The 20,551-nt window shown below is 53.1% G+C and carries 19 protein-coding genes; 10 read left to right on the top strand and 9 right to left on the bottom strand.

Annotated features, from left to right (window positions below; genetic code table 11):
• Window positions 1-83 precede the first annotated feature (83 nt).
• The 4 genes from ACOZIO_RS06600 to rhtA all read right to left on the bottom strand — a co-directional run bounded on the left by ACOZIO_RS06600 (window position 84) and on the right by rhtA (window position 3,141).
• Entirely contained in the window at window positions 84-761 is a 678-nt protein-coding gene (locus tag ACOZIO_RS06600) for an anti-sigma factor (protein ID WP_129952413.1), read from the bottom strand.
• Window positions 758-1,339, bottom strand: a complete 582-nt coding sequence (locus ACOZIO_RS06595) for a sigma-70 family RNA polymerase sigma factor (RefSeq protein ID WP_129952414.1) — start codon at window positions 1,337-1,339, stop codon at window positions 758-760. Before ACOZIO_RS06595 ends, ACOZIO_RS06600 begins: the two co-directional genes overlap by 4 nt.
• Before the next feature lie 65 nt (window positions 1,340-1,404).
• Window positions 1,405-1,968 carry a fasciclin domain-containing protein gene (locus ACOZIO_RS06590; RefSeq protein WP_421595117.1) on the bottom strand — a complete coding sequence of 188 codons (564 nt, stop codon included), beginning with the start codon at window positions 1,966-1,968 and terminating at the stop codon, window positions 1,405-1,407.
• 186 nt (window positions 1,969-2,154) lie between these two features.
• Entirely contained in the window at window positions 2,155-3,141 is a 987-nt protein-coding gene (gene rhtA, locus ACOZIO_RS06585; RefSeq protein WP_129952416.1) for a threonine/homoserine exporter RhtA, read from the bottom strand.
• A 397-nt stretch (window positions 3,142-3,538) separates the two neighbouring features.
• Between rhtA and ompX the strand changes: the two genes are divergently transcribed.
• A complete protein-coding gene (gene ompX, locus ACOZIO_RS06580; RefSeq protein WP_013574702.1) occupies window positions 3,539-4,072 on the top strand; it encodes an outer membrane protein OmpX in 534 nt (177 codons plus the stop codon).
• A gap of 94 nt (window positions 4,073-4,166) precedes the next feature.
• Here ompX and ACOZIO_RS06575 read toward each other — a convergent pair whose 3' ends face one another.
• Genes ACOZIO_RS06575 through ACOZIO_RS06565 form a run of 3 tightly spaced genes read right to left on the bottom strand, consistent with a single transcriptional unit; the run spans window position 4,167 to window position 6,215 of the window.
• Window positions 4,167-4,931: a molybdopterin-dependent oxidoreductase gene (locus tag ACOZIO_RS06575; RefSeq protein ID WP_129991248.1), complete on the bottom strand. Its 765-nt coding sequence runs from the start codon at window positions 4,929-4,931 to the stop codon at window positions 4,167-4,169.
• Entirely contained in the window at window positions 4,924-5,565 is a 642-nt protein-coding gene (locus tag ACOZIO_RS06570) for a cytochrome b/b6 domain-containing protein (RefSeq protein ID WP_129952418.1), read from the bottom strand. Before ACOZIO_RS06570 ends, ACOZIO_RS06575 begins: the two co-directional genes overlap by 8 nt.
• Before the next feature lie 26 nt (window positions 5,566-5,591).
• Window positions 5,592-6,215 (bottom strand): hypothetical protein, encoded by a 624-nt coding sequence (locus ACOZIO_RS06565; RefSeq protein WP_129952419.1) that lies wholly within the window; start codon window positions 6,213-6,215, stop codon window positions 5,592-5,594.
• A gap of 213 nt (window positions 6,216-6,428) precedes the next feature.
• Here ACOZIO_RS06565 and ACOZIO_RS06560 point away from each other — a divergent pair, with 213 nt between their 5' ends.
• From ACOZIO_RS06560 to ACOZIO_RS06545, 4 genes are all read left to right on the top strand, one after another.
• Window positions 6,429-7,103 (top strand): heavy metal response regulator transcription factor, encoded by a 675-nt coding sequence (locus ACOZIO_RS06560; protein WP_129991247.1) that lies wholly within the window; start codon window positions 6,429-6,431, stop codon window positions 7,101-7,103.
• Complete coding sequence (locus ACOZIO_RS06555) at window positions 7,096-8,532, top strand: heavy metal sensor histidine kinase (protein WP_129952421.1); 1,437 nt, start codon at window positions 7,096-7,098, stop codon at window positions 8,530-8,532. Before ACOZIO_RS06560 ends, ACOZIO_RS06555 begins: the two co-directional genes overlap by 8 nt.
• Window positions 8,533-8,764: 232 nt before the next feature.
• The gene (gene eptB, locus ACOZIO_RS06550; protein WP_129952422.1) at window positions 8,765-10,441 is read left to right on the top strand and encodes a kdo(2)-lipid A phosphoethanolamine 7''-transferase; all 1,677 of its coding nucleotides are present in this window, start codon (window positions 8,765-8,767) and stop codon (window positions 10,439-10,441) included.
• A gap of 139 nt (window positions 10,442-10,580) precedes the next feature.
• Window positions 10,581-11,693, top strand: coding sequence for an endonuclease/exonuclease/phosphatase family protein (locus tag ACOZIO_RS06545; RefSeq protein WP_129952423.1), 1,113 nt, complete (start codon window positions 10,581-10,583; stop codon window positions 11,691-11,693).
• A 109-nt stretch (window positions 11,694-11,802) separates the two neighbouring features.
• Here ACOZIO_RS06545 and ACOZIO_RS06540 read toward each other — a convergent pair whose 3' ends face one another.
• Complete coding sequence (locus tag ACOZIO_RS06540) at window positions 11,803-13,857, bottom strand: choline transporter (protein ID WP_129952424.1); 2,055 nt, start codon at window positions 13,855-13,857, stop codon at window positions 11,803-11,805.
• A 235-nt stretch (window positions 13,858-14,092) separates the two neighbouring features.
• Between ACOZIO_RS06540 and betI the strand changes: the two genes are divergently transcribed.
• The 4 genes from betI to ACOZIO_RS06520 all read left to right on the top strand — a co-directional run bounded on the left by betI (window position 14,093) and on the right by ACOZIO_RS06520 (window position 18,464).
• Window positions 14,093-14,692, top strand: coding sequence for a transcriptional regulator BetI (betI, locus tag ACOZIO_RS06535; protein ID WP_421595116.1), 600 nt, complete (start codon window positions 14,093-14,095; stop codon window positions 14,690-14,692).
• A gap of 44 nt (window positions 14,693-14,736) precedes the next feature.
• The gene (gene betB / locus ACOZIO_RS06530; RefSeq protein ID WP_129952426.1) at window positions 14,737-16,206 is read left to right on the top strand and encodes a betaine-aldehyde dehydrogenase; all 1,470 of its coding nucleotides are present in this window, start codon (window positions 14,737-14,739) and stop codon (window positions 16,204-16,206) included.
• A 23-nt stretch (window positions 16,207-16,229) separates the two neighbouring features.
• Complete coding sequence (gene betA / locus ACOZIO_RS06525) at window positions 16,230-17,915, top strand: choline dehydrogenase (protein ID WP_129952427.1); 1,686 nt, start codon at window positions 16,230-16,232, stop codon at window positions 17,913-17,915.
• Window positions 17,916-18,005: 90 nt separating this feature from the next.
• A complete protein-coding gene (locus ACOZIO_RS06520; protein ID WP_129952428.1) occupies window positions 18,006-18,464 on the top strand; it encodes a GNAT family N-acetyltransferase in 459 nt (152 codons plus the stop codon).
• Window positions 18,465-19,085: 621 nt separating this feature from the next.
• On the opposite strand, the gene ACOZIO_RS06515 is transcribed toward ACOZIO_RS06520, so the two are convergent.
• On the bottom strand, window positions 19,086-20,015 hold the full coding sequence (locus ACOZIO_RS06515; protein ID WP_217158872.1) for a LysR family transcriptional regulator: 930 nt from the start codon (window positions 20,013-20,015) through the stop codon (window positions 19,086-19,088).
• Between the two features lie 101 nt (window positions 20,016-20,116).
• On the opposite strand from ACOZIO_RS06515, the gene ACOZIO_RS06510 reads away from it, so the two are divergent.
• On the top strand, window positions 20,117-20,551 hold the full coding sequence (locus ACOZIO_RS06510; RefSeq protein ID WP_217139064.1) for a DMT family transporter: 435 nt from the start codon (window positions 20,117-20,119) through the stop codon (window positions 20,549-20,551).

Genomic DNA, 20,551 nt, shown 5'->3' with positions numbered 1-20,551 from the left:
AATAAAAGGTAACAACCTGAAGTATTCATTAGGGGAAATATAACGGCGGGATAATCCCCGCCGTTAATCAGCGCGTGTTGCCTTCAAAGCGCCATCGCACCGCTATACAATACGGCACCTGTGGGTTGCCCCGTCGGAGAACCGCCGCGAGGCTCAAGGCTTATCGCCAGCGTAAAGCCCGCATCCGGCATGTTCGTTGCCAGCGCCAGTTGTGTCGGTTGCTGCGTATTCAGTAACCCGAGAGAATGCGGCTTTCCGCCCGGCGCGATGGCCCACAGTTCGAGGCTGTGGTCTGCGGCGATATTCTGCGCATTAATCGGTGTCAGCAACAAACTGCGGGTGCTCCTGTCAGCACTGACCACCCATTGCCCGGCCTGCGGCGCGTTGCTGCTGGCCAGTATTGCCACCGGCATCGGCGCTTGCGGTTGAACCAGTAAGCGTGGGATCAACAATAAGGCGGCCAGCCCGGCGGCCAGTGCCCAGCCCATATAAGCCCGCACCGGTCGTCGTGCCGTTACCGGAACTCTTGTCGGTTGTAGCGCAAGGTTATGCTGAATGCGTTTCCACACCGAGGCTGGCGGGATGACCGGGGTTATCTGATTATCCAGTTGCGTGAAGGCTTCCTGCCAGCGGGCCACTTCGGCCGCCAGTTCAGGGTCGGCCTGCATTTTTTGCTCAAACTGAATCCGTGCCGCGCCGCGCAAGGTGCCGAGCGCATATTCAGCCGCGAGGGCGGCATGATAATGGCTTCTGCTTTTCATAATCCTACGCAGCTCTTTAAGTGATCCAGGGCGCGACGGATCCAGCTTTTGATCGTCCCCAGAGGTTGTTGAAGATGCGATGAGACCTCGCCGTGCGACAGGCCCTGATAATAGGCAAGGATCAGGCTTTGTCTTTGTTCGGCAGGCAGGTGTGCAAGGCAGGCGGCCAAAATTTTGGCATCACTGTCCTGTTGCAGCCGTTGCAAGGGTTCATCATGGTCGCTGGCATCACCGTCACTCATTGTCTCATCCAGTTCATCTAACTGGTTGTCGCTTCCGCGCATCCAGTCGATAGCGCGGTTGCGGACAATATGGGTGAGCCAGGTCATCGGGGAACTGAGTGCCGGATTGTACGAGGCAGCGCGATTCCACGCGGTGATATAGCTGTCGTGCAATACTTCTTCTGCCCAGGCATGTCGCCGCAACATACGTAATGCAACGGCGAACAGCCGGGGTGACGTCAGACGGTATAATTGTTCAAATGCCTGTCGGTCACCAACGGCCATCGCGTTCATCAGTTCCCGCTGGATTTCCAGCGCTTTCTCTGGTGTTGGCTTTATTAAAAGATTGTCATGCATTCGCCCGTCCTGACTTGCTGAGATGCTGTTTCATAAGAGAAATCATGCACTCAGTATAGCCGGTATTATTTTGGCATCAGCACGGTATCAATGACGTCGATCACACCGTTCTTCTGCTGGACGTCATAAGTACTGATATTGGCGATATTCCCTTTGGCGTCTTTGAGCTGAATATTGTGCGGGCCGTTGTTGAGGATCCACAGCGGCTGGCCGTTAACGGTTTTCAGTTCCGCTGTGCCGTTACCTTTTTTCAGCAGTTTTTCGAGATCCTTCATCTCATATTTACCGGCCACGACGTGATAGGTCAGGATGCTGGTCAGGGTGGCTTTATTTTCAGGTTTCACCAGATTATCCACGGTGCCTGCCGGTAATTTTTCGAAGGCGGCATTGGTCGGGGCGAATACGGTGAACGGACCTTTACCTTGCAAGGTATCTACCAGACCGGCGGCTTTCACGGCAGCGACAAGCGTGGTGTGGTCTTTCGAGTTAAGGGCGTTTTCTACGATATTTTTGGACGGGTACATTTCTGCACCACCGACCATGGTGGTGCTTTGGGACATCATTGCAGCCATTGACGCGGTGCTCAGCAGAAGAGAAGCACAGATAGCGGTACGGATTAATGTTTTCATGATGGTGTCCTTGGGAGTTGAGTAGGTAAGGTCTTGCCTCACATCTATACATACGAATCACCCCCCGCTTTTGGATGCAGGAAAAACGATAAAAAAACGAATTACATGAAAAATATTTTCAACCTGTTGATTGAAAAGAAAAAGCCACGTCGGTAAAACGTGGCTTTATGGGTTGCAGGGGCAGGATTATTTGCCAGAAGGATGGTTGCCGGGAATATCGACTGTCTCGATTTTGGTCTTCCGCTGGATAGTGAGTGTGGAACCTGCCGACGCCGCGATAATCGCTGCCAGACCCATCCACTGGGTCGCGGTCAGGAATTCACCGAGGAAGATAATGCCCGAAAGTGCCGCCATTGCCGGTTCCATGCTCATCAGCGTGCCGAAGGTTTTGGCTGGCAATTTGGTCAGCGCCATCATTTCCAGGGAATAAGGAATGGCAGAAGTGAGCAGGGCGATCAGCAAACCGAGCGGTAAAATCTCCCAACTAAAAATAGAGGTGTGAGCCTGTACTGCCCCAATCGGGAAGAAAATTAACGCGGCAATCAGTGACCCCATCGCCGCGGTACCCGGCCCGTAACTGCTGCCTGCGCGTTGTCCTGCGAGGATATAAACGGCCCAGCAGGCACCGGCGATCAGCGCAAAGCACGCGCCTTTGAGATCAACACCGCCAGCACTTTGCCCGAGAGGCAACAGCAACAGCAACCCCGTCACAGCCAGTACTACCCAGATGAAATCTACCGGGCGTCGCGAGGAGAACATCGCGACTGCCAGCGGGCCGGTAAATTCCAGCGCAACGGCAATGCCCAGCGGGACCGTTTGCAGGGCCAGATAGAACGAATAGTTCATACAGCCCAGCGCCAGTCCATACATCAGCAGCGCACGCAAATTACCGCCGCGCATTTTCAGACGCCACGGACGAAAATAGAGAAGTAATAAAACAGAGCCGAGCCCAAGACGTAATGCCGTGACACCTTGCGGACCGACTACCGGGAAAAGCGTTTTGGCCAGCGACGCCCCGCCTTGTAATGACAACATGGCGATCAGTAACAATAAAATCGCTATCAGCGGTGAGGTTTTTTTTGCTAACACTGGAACCGGCGGGCTGTTGTTATGCGTCGCCGTCTGCAGCGTGTTCTGCGGTTCCTGCGGCTGATGTTGTCCTGACTGTGTCATCCTTTGCGCCTTTTGAGGTGATCCATGAATCCGCAAACTCAAGATTTATAGTTTTGAAAAGAAAGGTAAAGTGCTGTCAGTGTAGAGGGAAATGTGGTGAGAAAAAATCCTCAAAGAAAAGTTTTTTCCGGAACGTTTCTGTTAAAAAGACGCAAAAAGCGGTGTTTTTTTAAGCATAATTTTAGGAATTATCTGCTAATCTCAAAAAGTTCAATAAGTTTACCTTATAGTTTATGGGGCTAAAATATCAATAAAATTAAAAGGATAGGGCTTACTGGAAACTTCCTGTTACACCATATGATGCTTTGGACACCTTAATTGAGGCAGAGTTTCACACTGGTTTTTGTTATATTTTCAAACGTGAAGGTTACTTTGGTTTCTCTTTTTGAGGTGGTTTATGAAAAAAATTGCATGTCTTTCCGCATTAGCTTGCGTAGTTGCTCTGGGCGTTTCTTCCAGCGCTTTCGCTGACACCAGCACCGTAACTGCTGGCTACGCTCAGGGTGACGCACAAGGCGTTGCTAACAAAGCAAACGGCTTCAACTTAAAATACCGTTGGGAACAAGATAGCAACCCACTGGGCGCTATCGGTTCTTTCACTTACATCGAAGATGACAGCTCCCCGGCATCTGGCGACTACCGTAAAGCACAATACTACGGTCTGACTGCGGGTCCTGCTTACCGTCTGGCTGACTGGGTTTCCATCTACGGTGTTGTGGGTGTTGGCTACGGTAAATTCCAGTACAACGAAGCAGCAGCATCTACTGCTAACCGTGAAAAAAATGACACCAGCGATTACGGCTTCTCTTACGGTGCTGGTCTGCAGTTCAACCCAATCCAGAACGTTGCTCTGGACGTGTCCTACGAACAGTCCCGTATCCGCAGTGTGGATGTGGGTACCTGGATCGCAGGCGTGGGTTACAGCTTCTAATTCTTCGCCGCAGCGTAACGCTTTGCCGTTACCCTCCCGCGAAAACGAAAACCGCTCAGCTGAGCGGTTTTTTTATGCCTGTTTTTTATACCTGTCAAATTCCGCTGTACCAGTTATAGCCCTGATCTTCCCAGTAGCCGCCGGGGTATTCATTGGTGACGAAAATCGCGCCGATATGCTTGGCGTTTTTAAAGCCGAGTTTGGTGGGCATACGCAGACGTAACGGATAACCAAAATCGGGCGGTAAGGGTTTACCACCAAAATCCAGCGCCAGAATGGTTTGCGGATGTAGCGCCGTTGCCATATCGATACTGGAATAATAGCGGTCATCGCATTTGAAGCCGACATATTTGGCCGTCAGATCCGCGCCAACCTGTTGCAGGAAGGTTTTCAGCGGCACACCTTTCCACTGACCAATTGCGCTCCAGCCTTCAATGCAAATCAGCCGGGTGATCTGGCTTTCCTGTGGCAGGCGCTGCAATTGTTCCAGCGTCCACGCAGCTTTCTTTTGTACCAGACCCGAAACCTCCAGCCGGTAATTAGGGATGTCGATTTCCGGTACGTTGTATTCGGGGTAATAAGCGTTGAAACGAAATGGCGTGGTGATCTGATCCGCGCGGTAGGTTTGCGCCAGTTTCTGGCCGCCGAACAGCCAGCTTTGAACCCGGTCATTCCAGCGGGACATTGCCCATAGCACCTTATCGACCTGATCACCGTCCTGCAAATTGCAGCCCGTCAGCATCGAAACGGCACCGAGCGTCAGCCCTGACCGCAGTAATAAACGGCGCTGGACATTGACCAGTTGTTTGCGCTGATCGGGCTCAAGAATAATTTTTGGCCGTTGTGGTTTTTCACTCATCGGCGTGGTCCTCCGTGCTTATTTTTTTGCCGCCGGTCAGCATTGCCACGAAGGTTTCAGGCACCAGCAGGACCATCAGTACGTGAATAATGACAAACAGCAGCACGCCGCTCATCGCAAAGAAATGCACATAACGCGCGATATCAAAACCGCCAAACAGCCAGACCAGCCCGCTGAACTGCACCGGTTTCCAGATGGACAAACCCGACAGCACCAGCAGTGCGCCCAGCAATAAAACTCCGCTGTACATCAGCTTTTGCACGGCGTTGTACTGACCGAGCTTGTGAGGGAGCCTGAATGTCAGTGCACGAACGGTATCGCGCCAGACAGAGCGGGGCGAAAAGGGGAAAAAGTCATGCCTGAAATGATCGCTGAAAATACCCCACACCAGATAGAGCAGGGCATTAGCCGCCAGCAGCCACATCACCGCCAGATGCCAGGCTATATTGCCGCCCAGCCAGCCGCCGAGGGTAGTGTTTTGCGGAAAAGTGAAAGCGAAAAGCGGATCGGCGTTATAAATCCCCCAGCCGCTCATCACCATGCCGATCATTGCCAGCACATTGATCCAATGACAGATACGAACCGGCCAGGAATGGATCCGGCGTTTTCGGGGTAATGAGAGCTGAGGTTTCACGCTTAATCTCCTGTTGACTGGCCGGATTACATCGGAGGCGCGATGCCGTCTTTACCGGCAGCAATACCACGGGCAACCAGCGCACCTTTGTCATCTTTCATGGCAAACAATACGATTTTAGTGCCGGGTTTCAGCAGGCTGCGGTCGCCCGGTGCCAGCAGAACAACCGGCACATCGTCAGGCACGACGACAGTTTTCTCAGCATCGTGATATTTCACGGTCAGGGTGCGGCCGTTGCTGTTCACCAGCTTGCCGACGGTGCCGTTGGTCATGGTATTGATTTTGCCATCGGCGGATTCAAACGGATTGAAGCCTTCACCGCTGCCGCGCAGGCTGGGTGCGAAGACGTGGACCTCCAGTGCTTTCAGCGTGCCGTTAGCCTGCGGAACGGCTGCCGTCCCGATAAAGCTGTCCGCTTTGATATCGCTGATGTTGCCTTTGGTGACGGCATTGATTTTGGTCTGATCGGTCAGTTTAACGTCAAGTTTTTCACCCTGACGGGTGGTGATTTGTACCGATGAGTCATTAACTGAATCAATGGTTCCGCGTGTGGGTTTAATCACATTATCGGCGGCAAAAGCGGATGTCATCCCGCTGCACATCAGCAGGGAACCCAGTAACAGACCAGCGATACGTGTTGGTGCATTCATAATTAACTCTCCATTTTCCAGCGTTATTTCATTCTGTTAGATGAATCACTGAACCTGCCAGTGATGGATAACTTCCTTAAGAGTGGACGATAAACCGGTATTGGCTGATGACAAATTGATGACAAAATTGTCATCAAAGATGACTGACGAAACTGATAAACTTTCAGATGAATCATTCTTTAGGTGAATGGTCATACGGCGCTGGGGGCCTGAATGCGAATACTGGTGATTGAAGACGATGTCAGTACAGGCGACTACCTGAAAAAAGGACTGACAGAAGCAGGTTACAGCGTGGATCTGGCGCGTAACGGTGCTGATGGCCTGTTTCTGGCGCTGGAAGACGGTTACGATGCGGTGATCCTCGATGTTATGCTGCCGGGGCTGGACGGCTGGCAGGTGATGGAAGTCCTGCGCAAAAAAAGCGACGTGCCGGTGCTGTTTCTCACCGCCCGCGATGAGGTGCAGGATCGCATTCACGGGCTGGAACTGGGCGCTGACGATTATCTCATCAAGCCGTTCTCCTTCACCGAACTGGTGTTGCGTATCCGTACATTACTGCGCCGCCCGGCCACCCGCGAACCCGATATCTATTCGGTGGCAGACCTGAATCTTGATGTGTTGCGCCGTCGTGTCACCCGTCAGGATCAGGCCATTGCGCTGACCAACAAGGAATTCATGTTGCTGCAGTTGCTGATGCGTCGCGAGGGGGAAGTGCTGTCGCGGACGATGATCGCCTCACAGGTCTGGGACATGAATTTCGACAGCGATACCAACGTGGTGGATGTTGCCATTAAGCGCCTGCGTGGCAAAGTTGACCGCACCTTTGAGGTGAAACTTATCCATACCGTGCGCGGGATTGGTTATGTGTGCGAAGTGCGACATGACTGATCGGCAATTTACTCCACTCCCTGAGCGCGGCATGTCGCTGACGCTTCGCGCCACCTTACTGTTTGCGCTGATCGCCTCACTGGTCGTTAGCGCTGTTGGTTTTTATCTTTATTACTCGATGGATAAAGAACTGGTACGCCGTGCAGATTATCAGGTCAGCGGCCGCGTTCAGTATTTCCGTCATCTGCTTGCCAACGAATTTCCGCTGTCGCAGCTCAGCCGTAATCCCGGCCTGTTTGAAAATATGCTCGGTAACGAGCGCGATATCCTGACGTTTCGTTTGTCCGGTGAGAAGCCGCTGATCAACGTCAATCCATCCCGGCTGGAATTGCCGCCGGTGGTGGCCGTGCCGGACGGTTATCCGCTGACGCTGAATACAGTGCATCACCTCACCGCACCGGATGGCACGCCGGTACGCTTTGCCCGTGCGGCGGTACAAATCCAGGACGGGCGGACGGTTGAAATCACCGGCGCGCATTTCATGACCGAGGAGTCGCATCTGTTACAGACTTTTCGTTGGGAAATTACCGGGGCGGTGCTATTCGCTTATTTGCTGATTGCCGTTCTGGGTTATCTGGTGATCCGCCGCGGATTACGGCCGCTGCGCAATATGGCGCATGAGGCGGCGCAGATCCATCCGGCCAGTTTGTCTACGCGACTGTCTTCTGAAAATGCACCGCAGGAATTGCAGCAATTAATTTATTCTTTCAACGATATGCTCGACCGGCTCGCCGGAGGATATCAGCGACTGACGCAATTTTCCGCCGATCTGGCGCATGAAATACGCACGCCGGTAGGGGCGCTGATGGGTCATTGTCAGGTGGCGTTATACCAGCCGCGTACGGTGGAAGAATATGAAACACTGCTGGCGAACAATATGGAAGAGCTGGAACGTATTTCCCGTATGGTGGAAAACATCCTGTTTCTGGCGCGGGCTTCAGATGCGCGCTCCGTCCTGACCATCACCACCATTGATGTTTCTTCTGAAATGACCCGTATTCAGGAATATTTTGAGGGTCTGGCGGAAGAACGCGGTATGACGCTGAACGGTAAAGGTACAGGCGTGCTGTATGCCGATGCCATGTTGTTCCAGCGTGCACTCAGCAATCTGGTTGCCAATGCAGTGCGTTATGGCCGGGAGGGAAGTCCGATTGAGCTGCGCGCTGAACCGCACGCCCGGGGCATGGATATTCATGTGATCAGTCAGGGCGATCAGGTTCCGCCGGAAAAATGTGCAAAACTCTTTGATCGTTTTTATCGGGCAGATGCCTCACGCAGTGAAGGCGGCAGTTCCAGCGGTCTTGGATTATCGATTGTTCAGGCCATCATGGCATTGCATCGCGGAAGTGTAAGCATGACCAGCTCAGCACAGGGAGAAACATGCTTCACGCTGTCTTTTCCCGGGGCCAATCATAAGTTTCCTCAATAGTGACTCAATAAATGAGAAAAATTGTGTAAAATAGAGGGGAATCCTTCATTTTCATGTTATTGAAACATAAGGAATTCGTTAAGTTTGTTACATTATCACATTGGAACTCGTCATTCAGTTTGAACGAAAATGCCCAGCCCGGAGTCTGAATGTCCTAAGGAGTGGGGTCCCACCTCCGGTACGAGCGGTCAGTACGACGCAACCAGACTCACAAAAGAGCCAGTTATTTCTAATGCATAAAATTCGTTCACTTTCGCAACAGAGCATTTCTTTGTTCATTGCACTTTATCTCGGGCTTCTGCTAAACCTTCCGATTTTTATCCGTCGTTATCAGCAATTGCAGTATGACAATGCCTTGTCGATTGCTGTTGAAATGGTGGCCTGTTTTGCGCTGGTCTACTTCCTGTGTATGTTGCTGTCATATACCGGAAAAACGGTTTTCCGTGTGTTGATGAGCGCCATCGTGATTTCTTCTGCCGCCGCCAGTTACTACATGATTCTGTTTAACGTCGATATCGGCTACGGAATTTTAGCGGCGGCGCTGGCGTCTGATTCCATTGATTTATCAAAAGAATCCATCGGGACACATTTCATCGCCTGGACAGTACTGGTGAGTTTGTTGCCGGTACTGCTGCTGTGGCTGAGCAAAATGCCGGGCGCGGCACTGAAACAAACGACCTTTAAAAAACTGGCGGTCAGAACCTTGCTGCTCGCGGTCTCCGGCCTGCTTTGTTACATGCCGCTGCAACTGATGGGCAAAGTGCAGGATCGCCACGACATCGTGAACAACCGCATGATGGCGAGTTACGGCGGTGTGGTGGCCGGAACCTATTCGCCATCCAACTGGCTTTCAGCACTGGGTTTATATTCTTACAGCAGCTACAGTCAGGCGGAAGACACCAAAAATCTGTTCGATCCGGCCAGACACTTCACGTATACCGCACCAGCGGATGCCAAAGATATGTATGTGGTGTTTGTGATCGGTGAGAGCGCCCGCCGCGACCACATGGGGCTGTACGGCTACGATCGTGACAACACGCCCAATCTCGACAAAGAGAAAAATCTGGTCGCCCTGCAGGGTTATTCCTGTGACACCGCCACCAAGCTTTCCCTGCGCTGTATGTTTGTGCGTGAAGGCGGGGCCTCTGAAGAACCCCAGCGTACCCTGAAAGAAATGAACGTATTTTCCGTGCTGAAAAGCAATGGCTGGAGTTCAGAGCTGTATTCCATGCAGAGCGAAGCCTGGTTCTATAACAAAACCCGTGCGGATGATTATTCGCTGCGTGAAAACATTGCCTCTGAGAAACGCAACGCCGGTAAACCGGTGGATGACATGTTGCTCATCGATGAAATGAAAGACTCGATGAACAATCATCCCAAAGGTAAGCACCTGATTATCCTGCATACCAAGGGGTCGCATTACCTGTATTCCGACCGCTATCCGCGTTCTTTTGCCAAATATAAGCCGGAATGTATGGGCATCGATGATTCCTGTTCTACCGAGGAAATGATCAACGCTTACGATAATTCCCTGCTGTATACCGATTACTTCCTGTCACAAGTGTTTGATCAATTGCGCGACAAGAATGCGATTGTGTTCTATGCCTCCGATCACGGTGAGTCGATTTCCAAAAGCATGCACTTCCACGGTACACCGCGTGATCATGCGCCGGCTGAGCAACGTGCCGTGCCGATCATGGTCTGGGCATCAGACAAATTCCTGTCCAATGATCAGAACAAGGCCAGTTTCGAACAGCTGCAAAAACTGGCTGTCGCGAAAACGCCTGTTTTCCATGAAAAGCTGTATGACTCTATTCTGGGCTGTATCGGTTATACCTCGCCAAATGGCGGGATTGTCGAACAGCATAACTGGTGCCATGTGCCTGAACAGGCCGCCGCCACAAAATAATCCTGGCTAAATCTGTCGCCTTTTTCTGATCAGGGGAGAAGGCGGCGACATCTCCCTGTTTTTCAGTCACAATCGGTTAACAACAAATACCCGTCTATGGCGGGTATTATTTTTGCTTTTTTATCAGGGTTGATAACCGATGCAAGCGTTACGAATCATCATTTGCGGACTGACGGTCATTATGACTTTGCTGACGCTCCTTCCTCTTTCTAAAAATCAGCGCTGGTGGGTGCGGGTCTGGGATTTTCCGCGGTTACAGATGGCCTCCCTGTGTCTGTTTTTTTTGCTGACCGAACTGGCGATCATGCCGTTCGGTGATGCGATCACCACCACCGTTATCATCCTGACCGTGGGATGCATGGCGTATCAGAGCTGGTGGATTTTGCCTTATACCCGCCTGTATCCGGTTCAGGTGAAGAAAACGGTCCCCAACGGCCATTCGCGTATCAAGATCATGAACAGCAACGTGCTGACCACCAACCGTGATCCGGAAAAGTTACTGGCGCAGGTCAGGCATTATCAGCCGGATATTCTGGTGCTACTGGAAACTGATCAGTGGTGGGAAGATCAGATGGCAGAACTGGATGCCAGTTATCCGCACAGCCTGCGCTGCCCGCTTGATAATCTGTACGGTATGCATGTGTATTCGCGCCTGCCGATGCACGCAGCGAAGATTCAGTATCTGGTGGCTGATGACATTCCTTCTATGCATTTTCGCGCTGAACTGCCGTCGGGTGAGCGGGTGATTTTGCACTGTCTGCATCCGATGCCGCCCAGCCCGACCGAAGCGGATGAATCTACGTCGCGTGACGGTGAGCTTATCGCCGTCGGTCATACCGCCGCCAAAGCGCTTTACCCGACGATTGTCACCGGTGACCTGAACGATGTGGCGTGGTCGCGCACCACGCGCCTGTTTATGAAAATCAGCGGCCTGCTGGATCCGCGTCGCGGTCGCGGCATGTACAACACGTTCCACGCCAGTTATCCGTTCCTGCGCTGGCCGTTGGATCATGTTTTCCACAGCAAAGATTTCACACTGGTTGATCTTAAACGTCTTGAATTTATGGGCTCAGATCACTTTCCTATCCTGGTCGAACTGGCACTGACGCCTGCTCAGGGAATCGATCAGGAATCACTGGAAATCGACAGTGAAGATATTGAGGAAGTGGAAGAAAAACTCTCCAGTGCCGGGGTGAAAAGTCATGATGTGCACAAAGCTGAAAAGCTTAACCAGCCGGTTTACGCACATTAATCACAATCCGCGAACGTGAGCGGCTGCCGCTGTTAATGCCGTTTCTTCGGGGAAAGGAGTCAACGCGTATAAAAAAACCCGCATTGCGCGGGTTTCTGGCGGGCTTGTATCAGACCGGTTGTTCGGGGAAGGTGAGGGTGTTTCCCGGCGCTTCGCGGTTGATATGCAGGAAGTTCAGATGACGTTCGTACTGATCCAGAATGTCATTGATGACCTGATGTTTGGTGAAGTCCATCAGGTCGTTGCCCTGTGTCCCTTCAAGGAGGAAAGTTTCCAGACGGTAATAATGTGATTTACCGGCGCGTGCGCGATAGGTAAAGGCAGGCACCGCATAGCGTACCGGCCAGATCTGATAGACAAAATTCTGCTCTTCGCCCAATGCGACCTGTAATTCCAATGGCCCGATTTTCTCGTCTTCCTGCGGCCCGTGCTCGGTAAACGTGACTTTTGCTCCGCGCAGTTCCAGTTCCAGCGCCACTTCCTGCATGGCAGGACGACATACGGTGTCCATCATTTTCTGCGTATGGCGTGTGCCCGGATAATTCATCACCCGTGACAGGCGCTGCTTCCAGTTCAGCGCCGCGTCGCTGGTGGCAGGCAGCGGTGCCAGAGTCTGCTGGGTACTGGCGCGGCGGTAATCTTCCAGGCGCAGTGATTTATACAATCCGGCCATGATGAAGAAAATCACAAAGCTGAACGGCAGACCCATAATCACCGTGGTGTTTTGCAGCGCGGAAACCCCGTCTGTCATCAGCATCCCCAACGTCAGCACACCGATGGTGACAGACCAGAAAATCCGCAGCCAGTTTGGGGCATCGTTGTTAATGTCTGCCAGTTTCGAGGTGAAGTTACCCAGCACCAGCGAGCCGGAATCGGCCGAGGTGACATAAAACAGCAGGCCGGTGATGGTCGCAACGGACGCGCTCAGCGTAAAGCCCGGATACTGCGCCAGCAGGCTGTAAACGCCGCGTTCAGGGTGTGAAATCACTTCGTTGGCGAAATCCAGATTGCCATGCAGGATCTGATACAGCGCACTGTTACCGAAAATTGACAGCCACAGCAGGGTGAAGACGAACGGAATGATCAGCGTGCCGAGCACGAACTGACGAATGGTGCGTCCGCGTGAGATACGCGCCAGGAACAGGCCGACAAACGGCGACCACGCTACCCACCAGGCCCAGAAAAACAGCGTCCAGCTGTTCATCCATTCCGTCGGGCGGTCAAAGGCAAAGGTGTTAAGCGTCATGCCCATAAAGCGGTTGATGTAATCGCCAATATTGAGCACCAGCGCATTGAGCAGGAATTCGGTATTGCCGAAGAACAGTAAAAACAGAATCAGCCCCAGCGCCAGCAGCACGTTAAGTTCCGACAGAATACGGATGCCTTTGTTAACACCGGATGTCACCGACACCGTCGCCATAATCACAGAAAGCAGGATCAGTGCGGCCTGCACGGTCAGGTTTTCCGGAATGTGGAACAGCACTTTCAGGCCATAGTTAAGCTGTACCACACCAATGCCGAGCGTCGTGGCGATACCGAAAATAGTGCCGACCACGGCAGCGATATCCACACTGTGGCCGATCGGGCCGTTAATGCGCTTACCGAAAATCGGGTACAGCGCCGAACGTATCGTCAGCGGCAGATTATAGCGGTAGCTGAAATATCCCAGTGCAATCCCCATCAGCGCATACATCGCCCAGCCGGTCAGACCGTAGTGGAACAGCGTCCAGGTCATGGCCTGTCGCGCGGCTTCCAGCGTTTGCCCGTTTCCTTCCGGTGGCAACATGTATTGCGTCACCGGTTCAGCAACGGAAAAGAACATCAGGTCGATACCGATACCCGCAGCAAACAGCATTGCGGCCCAGCTCATCATGCTGAATTCGGGTTTGGATTGTTCAGGGCCCAGTTTGATCGAACCAAAACGTGAACAGGCTATGAACACTACAAACACGATGTACAGCGTAGCCGCCAGCATGTAATACCAGCCGAAGGTGGCCGACACCCAGTTAAGGGTCAGGCTGATCCATTTTCCCGATAAACCGGTGAAGAAAATGGTCATTAATGTGAAGGCTAAAATCAGCCCGGCGGAGGTGAAAAACACCACCTTGTTCAGCTGGTCGCGCGGTTTTTCGCTCTTTTTCTCTGTCGTATTGGCAATCGCCATCTTTTCCCCTGTTATGTTAATTAATCACTATTTTTCAATAAATTGGATGCTTTAAGGTTCCAGAATTCATACAAATTACTAACGTATTGGTAATAAAATATATGCATTTTTAATTGAACGTTCAATCAAAAAAAAGTTAAATAGAGGGCGTCAGAGCGTTGAAACAAGGTTGAGCAGGAGCGCAAAAAAAGGCTGTTAAGCGCGTTCAACCCGCTCATTTTCAGGAGCCGGAACCATGCCCAAAGTAGGAATGCAGCCCATCAGGCGGCAGCAATTAATTGAGGCAACACTGGCCGCAGTGAACGAAGTCGGGATGCACGATGCGTCGATTTCGCAAATTGCCCGCCGTGCTGGCGTCTCAAATGGCATCATCAGTCACTACTTTCGTGACAAGAACGGTCTGCTGGAAGCGACCATGCGTTATTTACTCAGTCACCTGGGGGAAGGCGTACAGTTGCGGCTGTCGCAACTGACGGATACCGCACCGACGGCGCGGTTGCATGCGATTGCCGAAGCCAACTTTGATGACAGTCAGACCAACAGCGCGGCGATGAAAACCTGGCTGGCCTTCTGGGCGAGCAGCATGCATCACCCGCAGTTGTACCGGCTGCAACAGGTTAACAGCCGCCGGCTCTATTCAAATTTATGTGCTGAATTCAGACGTTTTCTGCCAAAAAATGAGGCGCGTCTCGCGGCGCAAAGCACCGCTGCATTGATTGATGGCTTGTGGCTGCGCGGGGCCCTCAGCGGTAAAGCGTTCAACCACGCTGAGGCGATGCAAATTACACACCGCCATATTGAATCGCAGATCGCACCGCATGCCATTGGGCAGTAAACCGGGCTGAAAAATTTCAGACCGCACAGACCGAGGAGAGATATATGTCCCGCTACGGCAAGCAAAAACTTTATATCGACGGGCGTTTTCAGGACAGCACCGGGGATGAAACCTTCGACGCAGTCAATCCGGCCAACGGCGAAGTGATTGCGACCGTGCAATCCGCCACGCACGCGGATGTCGATCTGGCCGTGAAATCCGCGCAGAAAGGCCAGAAAGTCTGGGCTGCGATGACTGCCATGAGCCGCGCCCGTATTCTGCGCCGCGCCGTGGATATTCTGCGCGAGCGCAACGACGAACTGGCGGCCATTGAAACAGCCGACACCGGTAAGCCGCTTTCTGAAACACTGGCCGTGGATATCGTCACCGGTGCGGATGTGCTGGAGTATTACGCCGGGTTAATTCCGGCAATTGAGGGGCAGCAAATTCCGCTGCGTGATTCGTCATTCGTCTATACCCGCCGCGAGCCGCTGGGCGTGGTCGCCGGTATCGGTGCATGGAACTACCCGATTCAGATTGCCTTGTGGAAATCGGCCCCTGCGCTGGCAGCCGGTAACGCGATGGTGTTCAAACCGAGTGAAAACACGTCACTGACGGCCCTGAAACTGGCTGAAATCTACACCGAAGCCGGTGTGCCGGATGGTGTGTTCAGTGTGGTGACGGGTGCGGCCAGTGTCGGCCAGGCGTTAACGGAGCATCCGGATATTGCCAAAGTCTCGTTCACCGGCGGCATTAAAACCGGCAAGAAAGTGATGGCCAGCGCCTCGGCTTCCACACTGAAAGAAGTAACCATGGAACTGGGCGGTAAATCGCCGTTGATCATCTTTGATGATGCGGATCTCGATAAAGCCGCCGACATTGCCATGATGGCGAATTTTTACAGCTCCGGTCAGGTATGCACCAACGGTACCCGGGTGTTTGTACCCGCCGCATTGCATAAAGCGTTCGAAGCCAAAGTACTGGAGCGGGTGAAACGTATCCGCTCAGGCGATCCGACCGATGAAAACGTCAACTTCGGCCCGCTGGTCAGTTTCGCGCACATGGAATCAGTGCTGCGTTACATCGAAAGCGGCAAGCGTGAAGGGGCGACTTTACTGACAGGCGGTGAGCGCATCACGACCGGCGAATACGCCAAAGGCGCCTACGTCGCGCCAACAGTATTTACCGACTGTCGTGATGACATGCTGATCGTCCGGGAAGAAATTTTCGGGCCGGTAATGAGCATTCTGACCTATGAAAGTGAAGAAGAAGTGATCCGCCGTGCCAATGATACTGACTATGGCCTGGCCGCCGGGCTGGTGACGCAGGATCTCAACCGTGCTCATCGCGCGATTCATAAACTTGAAGCCGGGATCTGCTGGGTGAACACCTGGGGCGAATCCGCCGCAGAAATGCCGGTCGGTGGCTACAAACATTCCGGTGTCGGGCGTGAAAACGGCCTCACCACGCTTGAGCATTACACCCAAATCAAATCCGTGCAGGTCGAACTGGGCGAATTCAGCTCAGTATTTTGATCCGCTGCAACAGAGGAGATTCAATGGATTACGATTACATCATCATCGGTGCGGGTTCTGCCGGCAACGTACTTGCTACCCGTCTGACGGAAGACAGCAATGTGACCGTTTTGCTGCTGGAAGCGGGCGGCCCGGATTATCGTCTGGATTTTCGCACGCAAATGCCTGCGGCGCTGGCGTTTCCGTTACAGGGACGCCGTTACAACTGGGCGTATGAAACCGACCCGGAACCGCATATGAATCACCGCCGCATGGAATGCGGGCGCGGTAAAGGTCTGGGCGGTTCGTCGCTGATTAACGGCATGTGTTACATCCGCGGTAACGCAATGGATTTCGATAACTGGGCGAAAGCACCGGGTCTGGAAGACTGGAGCTATCTGGACTGTCTGCCGTATTTCCGTAAAGCAGAAACCCGCGATATCGGCCCGAATGACTTCCACGGTGGCGAAGGGCCGGTGAGTGTGGCGACACCTAAAAACGGCAATAATCCGCTGTTTGGCGCGATGATAGAAGCCGGTGTGCAGGCGGGATATTCGCGCACGGATGATCTGAATGGTTTCAAACAGGAAGGTTTTGGCCCGATGGACAGAACCGTAACGCCAAAAGGCCGCCGTGCGAGTACGGCCCGTGGCTATCTGGATCAGGCCAAACCGCGCGCCAATCTGACTATCATAACCCACGCGCTGACCGACAGGATCCTGTTCGACGGCAAGCGTGCGGTAGGTGTCAGCTATTTCCACGGTGACGAATACAACGCCAAAACAGCGAAGGCGAAACGCGAAGTGTTGCTGTGCAGCGGCGCGATTGCCTCTCCGCAAATTCTGCAACGTTCCGGTGTGGGTGCGGCTGAACTGCTAAACCGTCTGAATATCCCGCTGGTACACGACCTGCCGGGCGTCGGCGAGAATTTGCAGGATCATCTGGAAATGTACCTGCAATACAGCTGTACGCAGCCGGTCTCTTTGTATCCGGCATTACAGATGCATAACCAGCCGGCGATTGGTGCCGAATGGCTGTTTAAAGGCACCGGCACCGGTGCCAGCAATCAGTTTGAAGCGGGCGGTTTTATCCGCAGCCGTGAAGAATTTGCCTGGCCGAATATTCAGTATCACTTCCTGCCGGTGGCGATTAATTACAACGGCAGTAACGCAGTAAAAGAGCATGGTTTCCAGGCGCATGTCGGTTCAATGCGTTCCCCAAGTCGTGGCCGCGTTCAGGTGAAATCGAAAGATCCGCGCCAGCATCCGAGCATTTTGTTTAATTACATGGCGACGGAGCAGGACTGGCAGGAATTCCGTGATGCTATCCGCATCACTCGTGAAATCATGAATCAACCGGCGCTGGATCCTTATCGTGGCCGCGAGATCAGCCCGGGCGAAAATGTGCAGACTGACGAAGAGCTGGATGCCTTTATCCGTGAGCATGCGGAAACCGCGTTCCATCCGTCATGCTCGTGTAAAATGGGCACTGATGAGATGGCCGTGGTCGACGGAGAAGGGCGTGTTCACGGATTGCAGGCGCTGCGCGTCGTTGACGCTTCTATCATGCCGCAGATCATTACCGGTAATCTGAATGCGACGACGATCATGATTGCCGAAAAGATTGCCGATAAAATTCGTGGCCGTCAGCCATTACCCCGCAGTACTGCGCAGTATTACACCGCAGGCGATGCCCCGGTCCGTACCCAGCCGCTAAAAAAATCTGCCTGATCAATTAGCTGTAAAACCGGTGTTAAAAAGAGATATTCTCAGGAATATCTCTTTTTTTTGGCTTTCAGAAAACAGGCAGGGCATTCATTGATGAGCGGATTATCATCACTTCACTGGCAGGATTACCATCACAGCGAACTGAGCGCGGCGCAGCTTTACGCCATTCTGGCACTGCGAAGCGAAGTGTTTGTGGTGGAACAAACGTGTATTTATCAGGATATCGACGGGCAGGATCTGACCGGAGAAAACCGTCATATCGTCGCCTGGCTGGAGGGAAAACCTGCCGCCTATGCACGAATTTTACGTCATGCGGAAGACGTGGCTATCGGCCGGGTGATTGTCGCGCCTTCCGCCCGTGGCCTGAAACTGGGCCATCAGCTGATGGAACAGGCACTGGCTGCCTGCCAGAAACACTGGCCGGGTGAGCGCGTCGCGATTTCCGCTCAGGCGCATTTACAGGGCTTCTACGGCAGACTGGGGTTTGTGGCGTATACCGAAATTTACGATGAAGATGGGATTCCGCATGTGGGGATGGAGTTGAGGATTTAATCTTCAACTTCAACTTCAACTTCAACTTCAACTTCAACTTCAAAGTCAAAACCGTGGGTTGCCACCCACACTGGCCTTAAGGGTGGCTTATCGCCGCCACCCTTAAGAATCCCTGGCTCTTAAACTGCGCGTTGCCGCTCGCTGACTATGTTTCATCAACCACAGCGATTGCCGCAAAATCCTGCCGCTGCGCGGTTCCCTCCGTTCGGGTTACAACCCGCGCATAAAGACGCGCGGTTTTTCACCTCTCCTGCGGCGTGATTTTGGAACCGGCCTCAGGCTTCAACTTCACAACCTCACCATATTTGATTTGAAAAACCGATTGGTTTTGAATTTAAGATCCTGCGGGCGGTTTAGAAATCTTGCCGAACGGAGCGGCCTGAAGACCAAAGGCTTCAGGACCGAGTGAGGAAACCGCGCAGCGGCAAGATTTCCAGCCTGTCGCGGTGATACCTGAAACATAGCCAGCGAGCGGAGCGCGTGTTGAGAAAAGCGAGGGGAGTTCAGAGGGGAAAAGCTTTTCCCCTCTGGTCGGTTTCGGCGCGGCGGGTCAGGTGATCGCAGTACTTGAAAAACCGAAATATTCTCGATCTGTCTTTAAAAAAGCTTTAGTGCAACGCCTCACTCCCAGTACGCCGGACTGCCAAATTTCTCCACCAGAAAATCAATCACCGCGCGGACTTTGATCGAGGGGCGGCGGCTGTTCGGATACAGTGCTGATATTGTCTGCGGTTCCGGCGAGGTCGATACCTGATAACTTTCCAGCACGCTGACCAGCCGTCCGTCGCGCAGGGCATCGCCAATCAGCCAGGTGGGAAAGACCACCAGCCCCATACCGTCGATAGCCGCCTGCGTCAGCGTTTCTGCGTTATTGCTGGTCAGTAATCCCCCCAGATGCAGCGAGTGCCATTCCTGATCCGGCTGACGGAAGTACCAGCGCTGCGAACCGGCAAATCCCTTGAACACCAGACAACTGTGACCGGCCAAATCTTCCGGCGATCCGGGCGTTCCTTCACGGGCAAGATACGCAGGGCTGGCGGCAAGACGGAAAGTCTGATGGCCGAGCGTGCGTGCCTGCAGAGTGGAATCCGCCATCACGCCGATACGGATGAGCAAGTCAACGCTGTCCTGCAACGGATCGACAAAATCGTCGGTTTGCATCAGCTCAATATTCAGACGCGGATAACGGGTACTCAGCTCATGCAACCACGGCGCAAGATGTCGCTGACCGAACACTACCGGTGCATTGATGCGTACCAGTCCGCCGGGTTCACTGTCCTGTTCCTGCAAATCCAGAGCCGCCAGATCTAACTGCGCCAGCACCTGCCGCGCATGGCCGGCCAGCAGTTTGCCGGATTCAGTCGGGCTGACGGCGCGCGTATTGCGATACAGCAGTTGTGTTTGTAATGCCTGTTCCAGCTGGGAAATCACCCGCGATACGGTTGACGGCGACATCGCCTCACGCCGCGCCACTTCTGAGAAATTCCCCTGGTCGAGTACTGCGATATACAGGCGTAAAGACTGGATGTTGATCTGATTAAAACCGTTCATCTGTGCATTTTCCGCAAAACTATTTTCCTGATTGTGCTGTTTTTCGCATAGTTGTGCCACGTTATAGTTGCCGTTTCGAAAAAACTAAAAGCAGGACAATGATGAATCTGATGTTAATTCCGCTGGTCATCCTGGCGGGGATGGGGCTTTCACTGGAGGCCGGGCTGATAGGCCCGCTGGGTACTGAAGTGGGGCATTTATGGGCCACACTGAGTATTTTTGGCGTGGGTGCGGTGCTGACCGGGCTGCTGGTGCTGTTTTTCAGCCCGCGTAATGCACCGTCGTTCAGTACGCAACCGGGCTGGAAGTTATTGGGCGGCGTGCTCGGGCCGGTCTATGTGGTAGTACTGACGCTCGCGACACCGGTTATTGGTATCGGCATGACCATGATCGCGATTTTGTCAGGGCAGGTGGCGAAAAGTGTGCTGATCGACCATTACGGCTGGTTTGGTACGCCACATAAGAAAGTCGGCGGTGAGCGCCTGCTGGCACTGCTGTTTATCGTTGCAGCACTTGTTTTGATTGCCTGGGACTGA

Origin of the sequence: Rahnella sp. PD4, assembly GCF_049199325.1 — a bacterium.
GTDB classification, from domain to species: domain Bacteria; phylum Pseudomonadota; class Gammaproteobacteria; order Enterobacterales; family Enterobacteriaceae; genus Rahnella; species Rahnella perminowiae.
Note: the sequence above shows the minus strand (reverse complement) of the source record. Positions and strands in the feature narration are given on the sequence as shown.

What these genes read in the sequence shown, in the direction of transcription:
- ACOZIO_RS06600 (WP_129952413.1), bottom strand. Translation starts at nt 761, where the DNA reads ATGAAAAGCAGAAGCCATTATCATGCCGCCCTCGCGGCTGAATATGCG.
- ACOZIO_RS06595 (WP_129952414.1), bottom strand. Translation starts at nt 1,339, where the DNA reads ATGCATGACAATCTTTTAATAAAGCCAACACCAGAGAAAGCGCTGGAA.
- ACOZIO_RS06590 (WP_421595117.1), bottom strand. Translation starts at nt 1,968, where the DNA reads ATGAAAACATTAATCCGTACCGCTATCTGTGCTTCTCTTCTGCTGAGC.
- rhtA (WP_129952416.1), bottom strand. Translation starts at nt 3,141, where the DNA reads ATGACACAGTCAGGACAACATCAGCCGCAGGAACCGCAGAACACGCTG.
- ompX (WP_013574702.1), top strand. Translation starts at nt 3,539, where the DNA reads ATGAAAAAAATTGCATGTCTTTCCGCATTAGCTTGCGTAGTTGCTCTG.
- ACOZIO_RS06575 (WP_129991248.1), bottom strand. Translation starts at nt 4,931, where the DNA reads ATGAGTGAAAAACCACAACGGCCAAAAATTATTCTTGAGCCCGATCAG.
- ACOZIO_RS06565 (WP_129952419.1), bottom strand. Translation starts at nt 6,215, where the DNA reads ATGAATGCACCAACACGTATCGCTGGTCTGTTACTGGGTTCCCTGCTG.
- ACOZIO_RS06560 (WP_129991247.1), top strand. Translation starts at nt 6,429, where the DNA reads ATGCGAATACTGGTGATTGAAGACGATGTCAGTACAGGCGACTACCTG.
- ACOZIO_RS06555 (WP_129952421.1), top strand. Translation starts at nt 7,096, where the DNA reads ATGACTGATCGGCAATTTACTCCACTCCCTGAGCGCGGCATGTCGCTG.
- eptB (WP_129952422.1), top strand. Translation starts at nt 8,765, where the DNA reads ATGCATAAAATTCGTTCACTTTCGCAACAGAGCATTTCTTTGTTCATT.
- ACOZIO_RS06545 (WP_129952423.1), top strand. Translation starts at nt 10,581, where the DNA reads ATGCAAGCGTTACGAATCATCATTTGCGGACTGACGGTCATTATGACT.
- ACOZIO_RS06540 (WP_129952424.1), bottom strand. Translation starts at nt 13,857, where the DNA reads ATGGCGATTGCCAATACGACAGAGAAAAAGAGCGAAAAACCGCGCGAC.
- betI (WP_421595116.1), top strand. Translation starts at nt 14,093, where the DNA reads ATGCCCAAAGTAGGAATGCAGCCCATCAGGCGGCAGCAATTAATTGAG.
- betB (WP_129952426.1), top strand. Translation starts at nt 14,737, where the DNA reads ATGTCCCGCTACGGCAAGCAAAAACTTTATATCGACGGGCGTTTTCAG.
- betA (WP_129952427.1), top strand. Translation starts at nt 16,230, where the DNA reads ATGGATTACGATTACATCATCATCGGTGCGGGTTCTGCCGGCAACGTA.
- ACOZIO_RS06520 (WP_129952428.1), top strand. Translation starts at nt 18,006, where the DNA reads ATGAGCGGATTATCATCACTTCACTGGCAGGATTACCATCACAGCGAA.
- ACOZIO_RS06515 (WP_217158872.1), bottom strand. Translation starts at nt 20,015, where the DNA reads ATGAACGGTTTTAATCAGATCAACATCCAGTCTTTACGCCTGTATATC.
- ACOZIO_RS06510 (WP_217139064.1), top strand. Translation starts at nt 20,117, where the DNA reads ATGAATCTGATGTTAATTCCGCTGGTCATCCTGGCGGGGATGGGGCTT.